Annotated in this window: 11 protein-coding genes; 9 read left to right on the forward strand and 2 right to left on the reverse strand. The window is 35.4% G+C overall.

Annotation, left to right across the window (positions count from 1 at the left end):
• Positions 1-2: 2 nt before the first annotated feature.
• From AC1RRQ_RS12105 to AC1RRQ_RS12140, 8 genes are all read left to right on the forward strand, one after another.
• Complete coding sequence (locus tag AC1RRQ_RS12105; RefSeq protein WP_493023285.1) at positions 3-1,454, forward strand: ABC transporter permease; 1,452 nt, start codon at positions 3-5, stop codon at positions 1,452-1,454.
• Between the two features lies 1 nt (position 1,455).
• Entirely contained in the window at positions 1,456-2,805 is a 1,350-nt protein-coding gene (locus AC1RRQ_RS12110) for a DUF3526 domain-containing protein (protein ID WP_493023286.1), read from the forward strand.
• Positions 2,806-3,108: 303 nt separating this feature from the next.
• Positions 3,109-3,705 (forward strand): RNA polymerase sigma-70 factor, encoded by a 597-nt coding sequence (locus AC1RRQ_RS12115; RefSeq protein WP_493023287.1) that lies wholly within the window; start codon positions 3,109-3,111, stop codon positions 3,703-3,705.
• 67 nt (positions 3,706-3,772) lie between these two features.
• Positions 3,773-4,876 (forward strand): FecR family protein, encoded by a 1,104-nt coding sequence (locus AC1RRQ_RS12120; protein WP_493023288.1) that lies wholly within the window; start codon positions 3,773-3,775, stop codon positions 4,874-4,876.
• Between the two features lie 11 nt (positions 4,877-4,887).
• A complete protein-coding gene (locus AC1RRQ_RS12125; protein WP_493023289.1) occupies positions 4,888-8,244 on the forward strand; it encodes a SusC/RagA family TonB-linked outer membrane protein in 3,357 nt (1,118 codons plus the stop codon).
• A 4-nt stretch (positions 8,245-8,248) separates the two neighbouring features.
• Positions 8,249-9,727 (forward strand): RagB/SusD family nutrient uptake outer membrane protein, encoded by a 1,479-nt coding sequence (locus tag AC1RRQ_RS12130; RefSeq protein ID WP_493023290.1) that lies wholly within the window; start codon positions 8,249-8,251, stop codon positions 9,725-9,727.
• Positions 9,714-11,183 (forward strand): hypothetical protein, encoded by a 1,470-nt coding sequence (locus tag AC1RRQ_RS12135; protein WP_493023291.1) that lies wholly within the window; start codon positions 9,714-9,716, stop codon positions 11,181-11,183. The genes AC1RRQ_RS12130 and AC1RRQ_RS12135 overlap by 14 nt, the downstream gene beginning before the upstream one ends.
• Before the next feature lie 267 nt (positions 11,184-11,450).
• Entirely contained in the window at positions 11,451-12,593 is a 1,143-nt protein-coding gene (locus AC1RRQ_RS12140; protein WP_493023292.1) for a cytochrome-c peroxidase, read from the forward strand.
• Positions 12,594-12,700: 107 nt separating this feature from the next.
• Here the strand turns inward: AC1RRQ_RS12140 and AC1RRQ_RS12145 are convergent, their stop codons facing one another.
• The gene (locus AC1RRQ_RS12145; RefSeq protein ID WP_493023293.1) at positions 12,701-13,756 is read right to left on the reverse strand and encodes a BamA/TamA family outer membrane protein; all 1,056 of its coding nucleotides are present in this window, start codon (positions 13,754-13,756) and stop codon (positions 12,701-12,703) included.
• 490 nt (positions 13,757-14,246) lie between these two features.
• Here AC1RRQ_RS12145 and AC1RRQ_RS12150 point away from each other — a divergent pair, with 490 nt between their 5' ends.
• Entirely contained in the window at positions 14,247-14,645 is a 399-nt protein-coding gene (locus tag AC1RRQ_RS12150; RefSeq protein ID WP_493023294.1) for a tautomerase family protein, read from the forward strand.
• Between the two features lie 82 nt (positions 14,646-14,727).
• Here AC1RRQ_RS12150 and AC1RRQ_RS12155 read toward each other — a convergent pair whose 3' ends face one another.
• Positions 14,728-16,725, reverse strand: coding sequence for a heavy metal translocating P-type ATPase (locus AC1RRQ_RS12155; RefSeq protein ID WP_493023295.1), 1,998 nt, complete (start codon positions 16,723-16,725; stop codon positions 14,728-14,730).
• Positions 16,726-16,960 lie beyond the last annotated feature (235 nt).

Below are 16,960 nucleotides of genomic sequence, written 5' to 3' on the forward strand. Positions count from 1 at the left end.
ATATGAAATTATTACATACAGAAATCCTTATAGCCAGGCATTTTAAAAATTCTGTTTTTAAAAATTCGGCAATTTATATTATTACGCTTTTTATTGGAGCCTTGCTTTTATTTGCCGCTTTTTCGGGTTGGGATAATTACAAAAGCCAAAACGAAACCAGCGAAAAATACCAGCATGAATCCCGCGAAGACTGGTTGAAAAATCCAGATAAAAATCCGCATAGAATGGCGCATTACGGCAATTTTGCTTTTAGAAAAAGTACCTCTTTAAGCGTTTTTGAATTTGGAATGGAACCTTTTTTTGGAAATGCCATTTTCCTTGAAGCGCACAAACAAAACACGGCCAACTTCTCTGAAGCCGGATTCTCTAACAGTATGCTTCGTTTCGGCGAAATAAGTATTGCGATGGTTTTACAGGTTTTACTTCCTTTATTGATCTTTTTTGTTGGTTTTAATTCTGTTGCTTACGAAAGAGAAAACGGAACTTTAAAAATCCTTTTAAGTCAGGGAATCAGCTGGAAACAGCTTTTATTTGGTAAAGTACTAGGAATTGCAAGCGTTGTTATGCTGCTTTTTGTTCCAACCATTCTTGTTTTGGTTTTGATCTGGCTGCTGCTTCAGGATTTTTCAATTTCAGCAGATGAAACAATCAAAATGCTGTTGTTTATTGGGTTTCATTTTATTTATTTGATGTTCTTTTGTGTGGTTGCTGTTTTGATTTCGGCTTCAAGCAAAACGTCAAAAAAAGCATTGGTTTCGTTAATTGGAATCTGGCTGATTTTTACCATTATTCTGCCAAGAACAACCCAGGCCATTGGAGCTTATTTGTATGAAGCGCCTTCTAAAATCCAGTTCAACAGCGATATCGAAAAAGATATTCTGAAACAAGGCGACAGTCATAACCCAAACGATGTGCATTACAAAGCCATAAAAGATTCTTTATTGCGAGTTTACAAAGTCGATTCGGTACAAAAACTTCCTTTTAATTATTCCGGTTTTATTATGACCGAAGGCGAGAAAATAAGCTCTAATATTTACAACCGACATTTAGAAGAACTGCTAAAAATCTATGCCCGACAAAATAGTTTTTCTAAAGCCGTTTCTTTTCTGAATCCGTATATCGCGATGAAAAATCTATCGATGGGATTATCCAATACCGATTATGATTCGTACATCGATTTCCAGAAACAAGCCGAAAAATACCGTTACGGAATGGCGCAGAAAATGAATGCTTTACAAGTTAAATACATCAGCAATAAAAAACCCGGACCAAACGATAAACCGCTCACCATTGGCAAAGAACACTGGGCCGATGTCGAAGAGTTTCATTATGAACCAAAAGGTGTCTGGGACGTTTTAAAAACTGAAATCGTCTCTGTTATTTCTATTCTTTTATGGGTAATTCTGTTGTTTGTTTTGATCAGAATTGCTGCTAAAAACCTAAAAGCCATTTAATATGTTAGTACTCTTATTTAAAAATTTCATACGTTCAAAAGGGACCAAAATCGGCTTACTTTTTTTATTGATTATTGGTTTTATAAGCCTCTTAATTGGTCGTCAGTTTCAGGAAAAACAACAAAACAATATTACCGAAGCTGCTCTTTATCAAAAAGAACATATTGCCAGAAATGCTGCTTTTCATAAAGACGAATTGGGGCTTCTCCTCTATTATATCAAATTTTCGCTGGTCAATAATACGCTGCCAATTAACAGTTTGGCAATTGGGCAGCGCGATGTAAATCCGTCAATTCAAAATGTTACGATTCGGGGTTTGGAAGCGCAGAAATACGACTCAGAACTCAATAATCCGAGTAATCTTTTATCTGGAAATATCGATTTTAGTTTTGTGCTTTTGTATCTTTTTCCGCTTTTGATTATCGCTTTTTCATACAATATTGTTTCCGAAGAAAAAGAATCAGGAACCTGGAAAATTGTAGCCACACAAAGTCCAAATACCTTTATCTATATTTTAAAACTGTTTTATGTTCGCATTTTAAGCATAACAGCACTTTTGACTTTAATACTTTTAGCTGCAATTTTCTTTTTACAAATTCCAATCGATAAAGCGTTTTTTGTGTTTTACGGACTTTCGGTTTTGTATATTTTATTTTGGTTTGCGGTTTGTTTTTTCATTGTATCACTTCAAAAAAATTCCAACTTCAACGCTGTTATTTTATTGACAATCTGGTTGTTTCTGATTATTATTCTTCCGGCCGGAATCAACACGTACATCATCAATAAATACAAGGTTCCCGAAGCTTTAGAATTAACGCTTACACAGAGAAACGCCTATCACGAAAAATGGGATATGGACAAGCAGGAAACGCTGGATAAATTCTACAAACATTATCCTCAGTTTAAAAAATATCCTTTGCCTGATAAAGAATTCAGCTGGCTTTGGTATTATGCTATGCAGCAAATGGGCGACGACGAATCGGCCGTGCAGTCAAAAGAATTAGAATCGAAATTAGAACAGCGAAACCGTGCCGGCGAACTGATTGCGCAGTTTATTCCAACGCTTCATACACAGATTCAGTTAAACGAAATTGCAAAGTCTGATTTACGAAACCAGCTTTTATTTTTAAAAGAAACCAAGCAATTTCATGAAAAACTGCGTTTGTATTTCTATCCCAAAATATTTGACGATGCTGCAGTCGATCTGGAAAAATGGGAAAAATTTAAAGTCGAAACGTTTAAGGATCAATCTGAAAGCAGTTTTACAAAAGCGTTTTTGCCTTTATTGCTTTTTAGCTTATTGCTTCTTGGTTTTGGATGGCGGAATTTTAATCGTCTTAATCGTTTTTAACCACAGAGTTCACAAAGGTTTACGCAAAGTTCGCAAAGTTTTAGAGAAAGCTTTGCGAACTTTGTGTTTTTACCAAGTATTATAGAGCAAAAAAACTTTGTGTGCTCTGCGGTTAAAAAAATACTTTGCGGTTAAAAAACAGCAACAATAAACCTATTCTGAATAAATTTCTCAGGAAAGGGCTTTATTTTTATTTTATTTAGAACTAATATAAATAAACTTTTATATTTGCCGCTTTCAGAGCAAATTCTAGTAGTTTTCAAAATTTACTTAATATTGCTTTTATAAAGTAAATTTCTGTTGATGAACAATTCCAGTTTCGAATTAAATCTTTTTAAATCCTTTAAGGAAGGAGACGAAACTGCTTATACTTTTTTCTACGACAAATATTTTAGAAGAATTCAATCTTTTAGTTTTCAGTTTATTTACGATCAGGAAGAGGCCGAAAACCTCGCACAGGAAGCTTTATTATATTTATGGCAGAATCGCGAAAGCGTGGAATCTATTAACGGAATCCAGGCTTTTTTGTTTACTTATGCCAAATCTAAATGTTTGAATTTAATCCGACACAATAAAGTGAAGGATAAATTTAAAAACGACTTACTTAACCACCAGGAAAGAGAACTGGATATTGAGGTTTTAAATTCGCTTCAGTTTGATACTTTAGAATTAACCGAATTAGAACGCATCATTCAGGAATCCATAAACGATTTACCTCCCAAAACCAGAGAAGTTTTTATAAAAAAACGCTTCGAAAATAAAAAAAATGCAGAAATCGCCGAAGAAATGCAAGTTACTTTAAAAGCCGTTGAAGCCCATATGACAAAGGCTTTGAAGATTTTAAAAACGAAATTATCCGATTATTTGTTCCTAATTTTTATCCTTATTTATAATAATTAAGAATAAAAGGTAGGGTTTTTTATTTCTGAAGTGTACTAACTATAACGAGAAGTTTTAAAACTCAAATATGACATCGGAAATAATACAAAAATATCTTTCTAACGAAGCTTCAGAACAAGAAGTTCAGGCACTTTTTGAATGGATTGCAGCATCGGCAGAAAATAAAAAACAATTTATAACGGCAAAGAAAGCGTGGGTTCTTTCCGGATTATCAAATGATATTTTAAGTGATTCCGTTCCATTAATTCAAATGAAACCAAAAAATAAACTGAGGAAGTATTTCAGCTATGCCGCAGTATTTTTAGTTTTAATTGGGTTAGGAAAAACTATTTCATTATTTACCGATTCATCTAAAGCATCAAAAGAAATTGTTCTGGAATTAGGCGACGGCCGTCTAGAGTACTTTTCTGAAAAAAATCAAATTACTTTAGTAAATGACAAAGGAAATTTAGTGGCCAAAAAATTTCCTGACGAAATCATTTATTTTGGTAAAACTTCTGCCGCTAAAATAATTTATAATACGCTTAAAATTCCGTACGGAAAACGTTTTAAACTTACGCTTTCAGATGGAACTGTTATAAATCTAAACGCCGGAAGCACTTTGCGTTATCCGGAGCAGTTTAGCAATAACGGAAACCGAAATGTTTATTTAACCGGAGAAGCTTTTTTTGAAGTGGCCAAAGACAAAGAACATCCGTTTATTGTAAACGCCACTGAAGTTGATATTAAGGTTTTGGGAACAAAGTTTAATGTAAGCGCGTATCCTGAAAATCCTAGTGTTAACAGTACTTTGGTGGAAGGAAGCATTCAAATGTATGAAACTGCCAATCCTTCGAATGTTGTTTTGCTTGAGCCAAACCAAATGGCAACATGGCAGCATAATGCTAAAAAAATCAGCCTGAAAAATGTTGATACTTCTTTGTATTCAGCCTGGACAAAAGGAGAATTAGCCTTTAAAGATACCCCATTTTCTACCATCGCTAAAATTATTCAACGCACCTACGACGTTGAGATTATCAATGAAAATTCTGATTTGGCCAGACAGAATTTTACTGGTACCATAAACATAAGCGAATCTAGTGTCGAGAACATTTTAGACCTTCTAAAACGCGACACTCCTTTTAATTATTCCGTTAACCAAAAAACTATTACCATTACCAATCCTCGATAAATAAAACAAACATGACATTTGCGATACAACCCGTTTTAAGAAAAATTCTGTTTTTCTTAGCCCTACTCATATCTGGATTTAAAGGATTTTCTCAGAATAAACTCATAACATTACATATAAAAAACAAACCTATAAGCCTAATTATCAAATCGATTGAAGAACAAACTGATTTTAGAATAATTTATAACGCAAGAAAAATTGATGCCGATCAGCCGGCCGATTTAGATGTAAATAATGTAACTCTTGAAACGGCTTTAACGAAGTTATTAAAGAACAAAAACATTTCGTTTTACATCCAGAAAAAGCAGGTTTTGTTGACCAATTCTGCTCCTGATACTTCCAATTCTGATGTTCAGGAAACAGAAAGATTTATTAGCGGAACGGTTTACAATGCAAAAGACAAACTGCCGCTTCCGGGTGCCACAATCCGCATAAAAGGAACCGGAATGGGCGCTGTTACAGATTTTAACGGAAAGTTTGTATATCAGTTAAAAGGAAATAACATCAATGATCTGGTGCTTGAAGTTGGATTTTTAGGAATGCAGACGCAATCGCAAAAAGCAGATAATAAAAAAAACTTTGTGTTTTATCTTGAAGAAACAACTGATGAATTAAATACGGTAGTGATTACTTCTTCTTATGGTACGACAAAATTAAAAGAAGAAATTGTAGGGAGTATCTCTACTTTAAATGCCAAAGATATTGCAGTACAACAGGCTTCTGAAAGTATCGATAAAATGGTCGAAGGACAAATTGCCGGGGTTTTAGTAGAAAATACTTCTGGAATTGGCGGACCGGTAAAAATTAATGTTCGCGGACAGGGAACTTTAAAAGCCTTAAACGGGAGTTTGCTGGGAACTTCTACACAGCCGTTAATTATAGTCGACGGCGTGATTATGAACGAACAAAAAGCTATTGACAATGCTGCTTTTGATGGAACTGGAGGTACCAGCGAAAACTTAACTAATCCTCTTGCTTCTATTTCTCCAGATAATATCGAGAATTTCACGGTTCTTAAAGATGCGGCAGCCGTTGGTATTTATGGTGCCGATGGAGCAAATGGTGTTATTTTAATTACTACCAAAAAAGGAAAAAAAGGTGCTGCGCAATTTCAGTTTTCAAATCAGCTTGGGGTTTCTACAGCAATCAATCAAATTAAATATTTAAACGGACAACAGTACAACGAGCTAAACAATGCTTACAACAGCAATATCTCTCCTACTTATGTACCAGCGCCTTACAATGGAGTGAATACAGATTGGTTTGATCTTTTAAACAATTCAGGGATTTATAATAAATACAATTTCAGCGTTTCGGGAGGAACTTCAAAAATTACGTACCGCACCAATATTACCTATTTAAATATTGATGAACCTCAAATGGGCAATACGACCAAACAATTAAACGGAGGAATTAATTTAGGTTACAAACAATCAAAATGGGATATTAATTTATCATTAAACCCTAGTTATATTAAAAAAGATGCACCTAATATTTATTATGATTTCGCGTATCTGCCAACCATTTCACCTTATAATACAGACGGAAGCTATTCTAAAATAGGCTTAATAGGCGCAACAGGAGGAAATCCGCTGGCGGCGATTGCGCAAAATAAAAACGAAACAGAATCAAAAGGGATTTTAGGAAGTTTGAATGTTGGGTATGAACTTAATAAAAATATCAAATTTGCTACTTTATTTGGTATGGATTATTTGGATAAAGTTCAGGATCGTTATTTTTCCGGCGAAAATGAAAGCGGCCAAATAAACGGAAGTTTCGTTTTAAATGGACAAAACTACTCAAACTGGGGAAGAAGATTATTCAATAAACGAAATTCGACTAAATGGAACTGGCAGGGGCAAATGCTGTTTAACAAGGAAATCAATAAAAACAATACAATTGATGGTGTTGCAGGATTTGAACTTTCTGAAGAAAGAAATGACTTTAATTATGCTTCTGCAACAGGATTTACGAACCCTAATGTGATCAATAACATCGAAGATGCCATTCAGGACGATAATATAAATACACCTATTGATGAAACCAAAGGAAATCAGTCATTTAAAAGTGATCTCAGCTATAATTCGCGTGTCTCTTTCTTTGGACAAATCAATTATAATTATAAAAAAAGATACTATTTCTTAGGGAATATGAGACGTGATGAGAGTTCTGTTTTTGGCGATGATACAAACGTGGCATTAAACAGCGGCGCCGGTGCAGCCTGGCTGGTTTCTAATGAAGAATTTCTGAATAACTCAACCTGGATTGACTTTTTAAAACTAAAACTAAGTTACGGATCTACCGGAAATTCCAGAATTGGTTCTTACCGTTCTAAAGGTTTGTATAATGTGCTTCAAAATGGTTACAACGGCGGATCGTTTGCTACGCCGAGCGCTTCTCCTAACGGAAATTTAAGCTGGGAGAAAAACAAAAAGTTCAATGCCGGAGTTGATTTTAATGTATTTAATACGGTAGAATTATCATTAGAATATTATTACGACGACTTAAACGATTTAATTACCAGCAGAGAAATTCCAACAGAAACCGGATACGGAACGATGCAGCTAAATGCAGCAAGTATGTACAATAAAGGTTTTGAATTGTCGGCAAGAATTAAATGGTTTCAAAAAGGAAAATTCAAATGGACAACTTCTTTCAATATCTCAACGGTCGATAATAAAGTAACGGATTTAGTAGGATTAGGAAGCGATTATTCTGTTGCAAGTATTGCTCTTGCTCAAAAAATCGGGTACAGCACGACAACCATCTGGGGAATTAAATGGGCTGGTATTGATCCTGCAACCGGGCGTGATTTAATTAAAAAGAACGGTCAAATCTACGATGCTCCAACTTATAAAAGGTTATTTAATGAAACCGACTGGGAACCTATTGGAGATTTGCAGCCTAAAGCATTTGGAGGTTTCAGTAATAGTTTTTCATTCAACAACCGCATTACTTTGTCTTTTACAGGTGCATTTCAATGGGGCGGCGATAAGTTAATTTCGGACGAAATCATATCAAAATACACCATTATGTCTAATAGAAACATGTCGGTAAATGCTTATGATTACTGGAGAAATCAAGGAGATATTGTATCGCAGCCAGCTCCAAGCAAAAATACATTGCTGCCCAACTTAAGCAAAAATGTTTACGACGCTACTTATATCAAAATCAGCAATATTAACCTGAGTTATAGTGTACCTGTTAAAAATACTTTCCTGAACAGTCTGGTTATTTTTGCCGATGTTTCGAATGCTTTTTATTGGTACAAAGAAAAAAGTCCGTCAGGAATGAACGGAATTAGAGAATTCAGCTTTAATTATCCGCAGTCCAGAACTATTTCATGCGGAATCAATACAAAATTTTAAAAAGATGAGATACTTAAAACATACTATAAAATTTAAATTTGCTTACCTCCTGGCCTCTGTTTTTTTACTGCAAAGCTGTAGTGATTTTCTAGAACAAGAACCTGGTACACAAACTTCTATAACAGAACAGCTAAAAAACAAACAAGGTGTTTTGCAAGCCATGAAAGGTTTATACGGCGAACTCGAAGCGACGGTTAGAACGCAAGCTTTTACGGTTTATGCAGATTTGCAGGGAGGAAATATTAAATTTACGCCTGCACTTACGACTTCTTCAAACGGACAAATTACTATTCCGGACCCTGTTACAGGAGTTTACTCCTTTGATGATCGATCTGATGAGTCTAATTTATCGGCATTTTATGGAAATTGTTACGATGTTATCAATCAAACCAATCTGCTTTTAGAATTTACAGATGCTTTACCTGATGCCAGTACAGCCGAAAAAAATCAAATAAAAGCCGAAGCTCTTACAATTAGGGCTTATACACACTTTTTATTAAGCCAATTGTATAGTCAGAATTATGGTTTTACAGAAAATGCTTCTCATCCGGGAATTGTGTACAGTAAAACTTCTATAAACGAGAAACTTACTTATCCTTCAAGAGAAACTGCTGCTAATACGTATGCTTTTATAATTGAAGATATTACGACCGCCTTAAATTGGTATTCTGATACTTCGCTGCTTTCCGGACCTGCTTATTCTTATTTCAATAAAACAAGTACCAAAGCATTATTATCGAGAGTTTATCTGGCTAAAAAAGATTGGAAAAATGCCTACGATACGGCTTCGGATGTTATTGCAAATTCTGGTGTAAGCTTAGTTAGTTCTGATAATTATGTTTCGCAATGGGAACAAACTGATCTTCCGGTTTCTGAAATTTTATTAGAGTTTTCTATCCCAAAAAATGACGAAGGAACTCCGGGACTTTCAATGTCAGCTTTTTACGGTTTTACCTCAAACACCTCTTACGGCAGATATTCAGCCTCTCAGGATTTAGTGAGTCTATATGAAAATACCGATATCAGAAGGCAGTTATTCTCTCTAAAATCTATCTCAACTATTGTCAATTTACAGCCTGTATTTTTAGGTTATTATTTCACTAAAAAGTTCCAAAATAATGCGGGTTACGTTGCTTTTAGATTAAGCGAGCAATATTTAATCCGTGCCGAAGCTGCAATTGGTTTAGACAATCCGGATCAGGCTAAAAATGACATTAATGTAATAAGAGCCAGAGCAAAAGCCACCTTACTTACCGATACTAATACTATTGCCGAAGCCTTATTTCAAGAGCGCAGAAAAGAACTTTGTTTTGAAGGTCATTTATTTTTTGATATTGCCCGAAACAAAAAAGATATTGTTCGCAATGACGGCTGTGTAGCACCGGTTTGCGGTTTAACTTATCCGTCTCCAAAATACGTATTGCCTTTACCTCTTAGAAATCTAAATCTTAACGCAAACCTAAAACAAAATGAATCGTACTAAAATTATATCTGTATTAAGTATCGCTGTAATCTTATTTTCATCTTGTTCCAAAGATGATTACAGATTAGACTCTAAAAATATTGAACCTTTTATCAGGTTTAATTTCATGACCAATGCCGCTGGAGCTCCATTAGAATATCCTGCCGTGACTACCACTATATTGCCTTCGGCTGTGTATGAAAACAAATCGGTTAAAATACTTAAAGTTCCCGTAACGCTAAGTTCTGAGACTTTAAAAACCGCCGTAACCGCAAATTTCAGTACGGTAAGTTCCGGTGATCCTGATACTTTTACCATAGAACCAATAAGCGAATTGTTGTTTCAGGGCAATAAATTAACGGACACTATTTATTTGTCTTTTGATAAAAGATGGAAAGAAAAACAAACTATTACGTTAAAATTAGAAAACACATCCGATTCTAATATTCATATAGGAAGCCTAAATACTGCAGTTCCAAATACTACTTTTACCATAAATCTGGGCGAAGTTGTAACGCCTTATACTTTTCCTGTAAAGGATTATAATATAAAAGGACAGATTGGCGAAAGGATCGATTTTAAAGTAAATTTTCCAAACGGATTTGTTCCTGATGAAATTGATGCTGCGAGTATTTTTAAATTCCTAAATGGATTTGAATATTCTTTGACCCACGACGATTATGGAGACAACCGAAGCTCTATTACCTATCATCTTACACTTTTAGAAGACATTCAAAATGATGATGTTCGATACGAAACAAAGATCAGTCTCGTAACCTCAACAAATTATATTGCAACCGGAAACACCGTTTTAACTATTGCAAAACCTATAAAATCGCCTCGAGATATTCAGGCAAATCCAGCTTCGAAATTCTATGATTTGTCTAATCAGTTTTATTTAACTTATGGAGAAAACTGGTTCGATAAAAGCGGTACTTGTGCATGGCAGGCTTTTAATGCCTTTACTTTTCCTGTTGTAGTAACCAAAGACAGTGAAGGTGCTATTTTATACAGCGACAAAGGCACCGCAAATCCTAATGACGATGTGTACCACGATGCTTTTAAAATTGGATTTAATGTTGCAACCGGTATTTCGACAACGAATTCTTTCAACCTAAAAAGATGGTTTAGCAATGAAGCAACGGCTGGCGCAAGTTCTCCGGGATTCAATATTACATCGGCTTTAGAATTTTTCCCTGATAATGGAAACAGTAAAACCAGCGGAAAAGTATTGGTGATTCCGCAAGATATTACCATTGCCGGAACTAATAAAAATAGTCATATTATCTCTATTGCCGGAGAAGGAACTTATAAAGAAATCAGCACGGGATTATTTGAAATTTCTTTCGAATTAAAACTAACCAATGACAAACTTTTTGGAGGAACGGTTTCCGGACAATATAAAATTTACAACAACAAAACATATCCAAAAATAAATCCAATAAACGAAAGCTGTCCTAAGGAGGTTACGCTTTAAGGCTTTTTTAGTGGTCAGTTTGCAGTTTGCAGTTTGCAGTTTTCAGTTTTCAGTCGCAGTGGCAGTTTTCGGTCGCAGTTTTCAGTCGCAGCTGACTGTCGATTGAAAACTTGAAGAACCGCAGCTTTGTCAAAGTTTAAAACTTTGACAAAGCTTACAAAGCAAACTGCTAACTGAGACTGAATACTGAGACTGAATACTGAGACTGAAAACTGAAACCTGAAACCTGAAACCTGAAACAAAATAAAATAAAACAAAATATAAAAATTGAAAAAACTAATCTTCCCACTCCTATTTCTCTTGAGTTTGACGGCTTACAAAAGCGTTGAACAGCCTGATTATATAGACATTCAGGAATTGAGAAAAATCTATTCCAGCGGAGATGCCTCAAAATGGCCGGCTGCGGAATTACATGAAAGTGTTGATAAAGCTAAATTTCAGGATATCGGTGTTCTTCCTGCTGTTCCTTATCCTGCTTATAATCCGTATTCGAAGGAAAAAGAAAGATTGGGCAAAATATTATTTTTTGATCCGAGGTTATCTAAAAGCGGTCAAATTGCGTGTGCTTCCTGTCATAATCCAGAATTGGGCTGGACCGATAATTTAACCCGTTCTTTTGGTCATGACCGCCAAACCGGAAAACGTAATTCTATGACGATTTTAAACTCGGCGTATGCCACTTCTTTATTTTGGGACGGACGTGCCAAAAGTCTGGAAGATCAGGCGCAGTTTCCTGTTTCAGATCCTTTGGAAATGAATGAAAAACTGACCATTGCCGTTGATAAAATTGCTAAAATAAAAGGTTACAATACTTTATTTACAGCTGCTTTTGGAGATAAAAAAGTATCATTAGAACGAATTCAATATGCCATTGCCACTTTCGAAAGATCGATCAATAGTCCGAAAAGCAAATTTGATCAGTTTGTAAGCGGAAAATCAGACGTTTTTACGGATCAGCAGGTAAAAGGAATGCATTTGTTTAGAACCAAAGCACAGTGTATCAACTGTCACAATACGCCTTATTTTAGTGATAATCAATTTCATAATGACGGCCAGACTTTATTCGGAACAAAAAATGAAGATTTCGGACGTTACAATGTCACTAAAGACGTAAAAGATATTGGGAAATTCAGAACACCAACGCTTCGTGAAGTTGTTAATACAAAACCATGGATGCACCACGGGCATTTTCCTTCTTTATTGGATGTTGTGGAATTGTATAATTTAGGAAATCCTTCTCCGGTTCAGAAAAAATATCTCGGAACAGCACGAGACACCTTGATTCCTAAAGCTGATCCGGCACTTAAAAAATTAGATTTAAGTAAAGAAGAAATAAGCGATTTACTGGCTTTTATAGAAACTTTAAGTACACCTACAAGAAGAATCATTGTACCAGAAATGCCACAATAATGTTAGTTACATGATTTGCAAATTGCCCCCAAAATCTACAAATCTGTGCGGCCCGTTTTCTTTATGAAAATGGGCTTTTTTTATTCCATAATTTAAAGTTCACCGCATTAAAAAGCTTCTCCAATACGGAAATAGAGCCCCCAATCTCCTTTTCCTACAGCGCCATCAAGACCTATATTAAATTTTTCATGTTTAAAAGCCCTGTATCGATATCCTATACCGGCTCCCGGATACAATTTCCAATCAAAATCTTTAGTATCAGAACCATAAATTGTCGCCAAACCTGCAAAACCAACTAATCCCATTTTTTTATTAAAATTATATCGGTATTCGGCTTGTAGTGCCATAAGTCCGTCGCCTCGGTATTTCCCTTCAGAATAACCTCTAATATCATTACCTCCAATAGTAACCTGTTGTTCAAAAGCAATATTTCCTAATCCAAATTTACCCGCAAAACGAGCAGCTAATACATCGGTTCCATTTCTAAATGGGAAATATTTATCATATTCGGAGAGAATTTTATTGGCACTAACATCATTTCCAAACCATTCCGGATAAGTAAGCCAGCGTAGTTTTATTTTATTTCCTGTAGTAGGATAATAAACTGCGTCGCGCGTATCGTACATCATAATTAGCTGCAAACCATTGGTATGCGAAACAGAAGCCGGTTCTACATTGTCTTCGTATTTTGTATTGTAATGCGCATACGAGTAGCCAAGACCTGCATAAAACGATTTAAATAACCTGCGCTGAATGGTGAAACTTGCTATCGCTTTTTTGGTTCCATAATCGTAAAAATCCGGCACATCAATATCATCTACATAAAACTGTGCATTTTGGTTGCCCACTGCTAAAAAAACCTGCGCCCGCCAACGGTCTTCCTTAAAATACAATTTATTAAAAGAGGCTATAAAATATGATTTATTGGTTGTATAAACTGCAGATAAACCGGATAATGATTTAGGAGAAATGGTGTCCGTTTTGTCTACTTTGTACATCATCATTGGGATAGCACCAAACATAAAATCAAGGGTTCTGTTGTAATTTAGGTACGGCATTACATTAAAATCAATGCTTTTAGTACTGTGGGTTTCCTTTTTCTGAGTCCATGCCCATGAAAACCATAAAAATAACGTCAGGGAAAATAAAAGCATTTTTTTCATCGTCTTGTTTTTGAATAAACAAAACTAATACTTCACTGAAAAACAATGCTTTAATTCGCGAACTCTTAGGTTGCATCTTATAAAATGAAACGATGTTTCTACCGATTAGACATTCCTACGGAGTGTTTTTTTAGATTGATATTAAACCCGATATTTAATATTCCGTTAGGAATATCTCATTGGTAGAAAAATATTGTATTGAATCATGTTGTGTCCTGTAGGGACACTTGTTTTATGGAAATAACACATCAATCTAATGAATCAAACGTTCCGATGGAACGTATAATCCAGACCTACATCATTTTTTTTCTACCAATGAGACATTCCTACGGAATGTTTTTTTTAGATTGGCATTAAACCCGACAGGTTTTAAAACCTGTCGGGTTTAATGCAACGACTAAATTTTCAATTAAGTTTTTTATTAAATATATCGTCTGTTTTAAATTGAGCCTTTATCTTTGTTAGTACATCACTATTAAATAAAAGTAATATGCCGTTTGTTAGAATCAGTTTGCCCAAAAAGCTTTCGTTAGAAACAAAAAATACAATTTCAGAATCGATTCATCAGGCTCTAATTGAAGAATTTCATATTCCTGCCGCCGATTATTTTCATGTAATTGAAGAATTAGAACAGCATCAGATCAAATATCCTGAAAGTTATCTTGGCATTTCGCATTCTGATGAAATTATTTATGTTCAAATCACTGCCGGGCAAGGAAGAACATTAGAACAAAAGAAGAAATTATACCATCAAATTGCCACGAGAATTTCGGCATCGACCGAAATATTAAGTAACAATATCATCATTGTTTTATTAGAAAATAATGGACAGGAAAACTGGTCTTTTGGTAATGGCGAAATTCAGGAACAAAAGCATTTGAAGAAATAATTATAACCCGTTGGGTGTAATAAATAGAAAATCCCAATTCAAACAAATGAATTGGGATTTTTATATTTAATGTAATGCTGAATTAAAACTTCATTCTTTGAATTCTGACTGCATTTAAAATGGCTAACAATGCAACTCCAACATCGGCAAAAACAGCTTCCCACATTGTAGCGAGTCCGCCTGCACCCAATATCAGTACAAATGCTTTTACAACAAAAGCCAGCGTGATATTCTGCCAGACAATTTTTTTGGTTTGTTTTCCGATGTTTATCGCCATCGCAATTTTACTTGGCTTATCATCCTGAATCACAACATCGGCCGTTTCGATGGCTGCGTCGCTTCCTAAACCTCCCATTGCAATTCCAACGGTGCTTAACGCAATAACCGGCGCATCGTTTACACCATCGCCCACAAAAGCTACTGTTTCGTTTTTGGCTTTGATTTCATTTACTTTATTGACTTTATCTTCCGGAAGTAAATCTCCAAAAGCATTTGCGATTCCTAGTTTATCGGCAACAAATTTCACCACATTGGTTTTGTCACCGCTTAACATGGTTACTTTTACGCCTAATGATTTTAGTTTAGAAACCGTTTCCTGAGCATCTGCTTTAATTTCATCGGCAATGGTTAAATAACCCGCAAATTTATTATCGTAAGCAATGGCAATCGTGGTATATACTACTGAATTAGGATCGATATCATACGGAATATTAAACTTATCCAAGAGTTTGAAATTCCCTACATGAAGTTCTTTTTCGTTAACCGAAGCTTTTAATCCGTGTCCGGAAATTTCTTCGACGTTTTTCAATTCAATTGACGAATCGATTACGCCAACATGATTATGAATTGCCGTCGCCACCGGATGTGTGCTTTTTCCTTCTAACACATTTACCAGTTTCAGGATTTCGTCTTTGTCAAAATCGGATTTAATAATAACTTCCTGAACTTTAAAAACGCCTTCGGTCATAGTTCCGGTTTTATCCATTACCACATTTTGAATGGTCGAAATACTATCCAGAAAATTACTCCCTTTAAATAAGATTCCGTTTTTACTTGCAGCACCAATTCCGCCAAAATATCCCAGCGGAATACTAATAACCAAAGCACACGGACAAGAAATTACCAAGAACACCAAAGCTCTGTACAACCAGTCACTAAAAACATAATTGTCGACAAAAAGCATTGGCAGTAAACAAATGGCAATCGCCAGATATACTACAATTGGGGTATATATTTTAGCAAATTTGCGGATGAACAATTCAGCCGGCGCTTTTTTAGTGGTTGCATTTTGAACCAATTCCAGAATTTTAGACAATTTACTATCGTTGTAAGCCGTTGTAACTTTTACCAGTGCAATCGTGTTTCCGTTTATCATTCCGGCCAGAACCGTATCGCCGTTCTTTTTGGTATCGGGTTTACTTTCTCCGGTTAAAGCTGCGGTATTAAACGAAGCCGAATCTGATAATAATTCGCCGTCTAAACCTAGTTTTTCTCCTGCTTTAAGCTGAATTACAACACCAATTTTAACATCGGCTGCTTTTACTTTTACTGCAATATTATCTTCTAAAATCGTTACCTCATCCGGACGCTGATCGAGCAGGCTTTTAATATTAGATTTTGCTCTGCTGACCGCCATTCCCTGAAAGGTTTCTCCTATCGTATAAAACAGCATTACAGCAACACCTTCGGGATATTCGCCAATGGCAAAAGCTCCAATTGTGGCAATACACATTAGGAAAAATTCCGAAAAAACATCACCTTTTATAATACTTTCATACGCTTCTTTTAAAACTGGAAGTCCCACCGGAAAATACGCTATAACGTACCACGCAATTCGAACATAGCCCGAAAACCAGCTTTGTGGAAAATAGTTATCTAAACCTATCCCAATAAGCAGTAAAACAAGCGATATAATCGACGGAAGAAACATTTGAAACAAACTTCCCTCTGCTCCATGTTCGTGATCGTGTCCATGGTCATGTCCGTCATTTTCAGAATGTACAGGCTCGTCGTGTGAGCAGCAACAGGATAGTTTGGCTTTATTTTTTGTTATTTTTATTTCTTTATCTTGATGTATCATTATAGAGTTTGTGATTTAATCCCGACAGCTGTCAGGACAAGTTTTTGTTTCTCGGAAACTTTGTTAAAATAATGCTCTAAATTTAATCATTTTATGGCAATTAGCCTTATTCATGCTCTGTCTTTTTGCCACGAAGGCGCTAAGACACAAAGTTTTTTTTAGCTGGAGGCAAATCAAATTAAATCTTAAAAACTTAGTCCCTTAGTAACTTAGCATCTTAGCACCTTAAAAAAAA

This window comes from Flavobacterium sp. GW821-FHT12A05 (genome assembly GCF_058807735.1).

Bases quoted from the DNA above. Each gene is read 5' to 3' on its own strand.
- AC1RRQ_RS12105 (WP_493023285.1), top strand. From the start codon at position 3: ATGAAATTATTACATACAGAAATCCTTATAGCCAGGCATTTTAAAAAT.
- AC1RRQ_RS12110 (WP_493023286.1), top strand. From the start codon at position 1,456: ATGTTAGTACTCTTATTTAAAAATTTCATACGTTCAAAAGGGACCAAA.
- AC1RRQ_RS12115 (WP_493023287.1), top strand. From the start codon at position 3,109: ATGAACAATTCCAGTTTCGAATTAAATCTTTTTAAATCCTTTAAGGAA.
- AC1RRQ_RS12120 (WP_493023288.1), top strand. From the start codon at position 3,773: ATGACATCGGAAATAATACAAAAATATCTTTCTAACGAAGCTTCAGAA.
- AC1RRQ_RS12125 (WP_493023289.1), top strand. From the start codon at position 4,888: ATGACATTTGCGATACAACCCGTTTTAAGAAAAATTCTGTTTTTCTTA.
- AC1RRQ_RS12130 (WP_493023290.1), top strand. From the start codon at position 8,249: ATGAGATACTTAAAACATACTATAAAATTTAAATTTGCTTACCTCCTG.
- AC1RRQ_RS12135 (WP_493023291.1), top strand. From the start codon at position 9,714: ATGAATCGTACTAAAATTATATCTGTATTAAGTATCGCTGTAATCTTA.
- AC1RRQ_RS12145 (WP_493023293.1), bottom strand. From the start codon at position 13,756: ATGAAAAAAATGCTTTTATTTTCCCTGACGTTATTTTTATGGTTTTCA.
- AC1RRQ_RS12150 (WP_493023294.1), top strand. From the start codon at position 14,247: ATGCCGTTTGTTAGAATCAGTTTGCCCAAAAAGCTTTCGTTAGAAACA.
- AC1RRQ_RS12155 (WP_493023295.1), bottom strand. From the start codon at position 16,725: ATGATACATCAAGATAAAGAAATAAAAATAACAAAAAATAAAGCCAAA.